Below are 306 nucleotides of genomic sequence, written 5' to 3'. Positions count from 1 at the left end.
GAATTTTTCGGTGATCCCGTAGCGCTTGCCGTCGACGACGGTCGACTTGTCCATCTTCACCTCCGAGAAGAGATCGGCGAAGGGCAGCTTGTCCTCGGGCAGCGGCTCGAACAGGCCTTTTTCGACGCCGCGCGGAACGTCGATGCTATCGATCACCATCACGTCCCAGTCGCCGGGCTGCGACTGGTCGACGATGGCCAGCCCCGCGCCGGTGCCCTCGAACTCCTTGACGTTGACCTTGACGTCGTTGGCCTTCTCGAAAGGCTCGAGCAGCGCCGGATCGGAATGGTCGCACCAGATCAGCGC

Annotated in this window: 1 protein-coding gene; it reads right to left on the bottom strand. The window is 62.7% G+C overall.

The annotated features are described in order from the left end of the window. Positions 1-306: extracellular solute-binding protein (locus EN874_RS33015; RefSeq protein ID WP_127428867.1), on the bottom strand; the 306-nt coding region annotated here is incomplete at both ends.

It is taken from the genome of Mesorhizobium sp. M1D.F.Ca.ET.231.01.1.1, from assembly GCF_003999155.2.
Lineage (GTDB): Bacteria > Pseudomonadota > Alphaproteobacteria > Rhizobiales > Rhizobiaceae > Mesorhizobium.
This window is presented reverse-complemented; position numbering and strand designations above follow the sequence as displayed.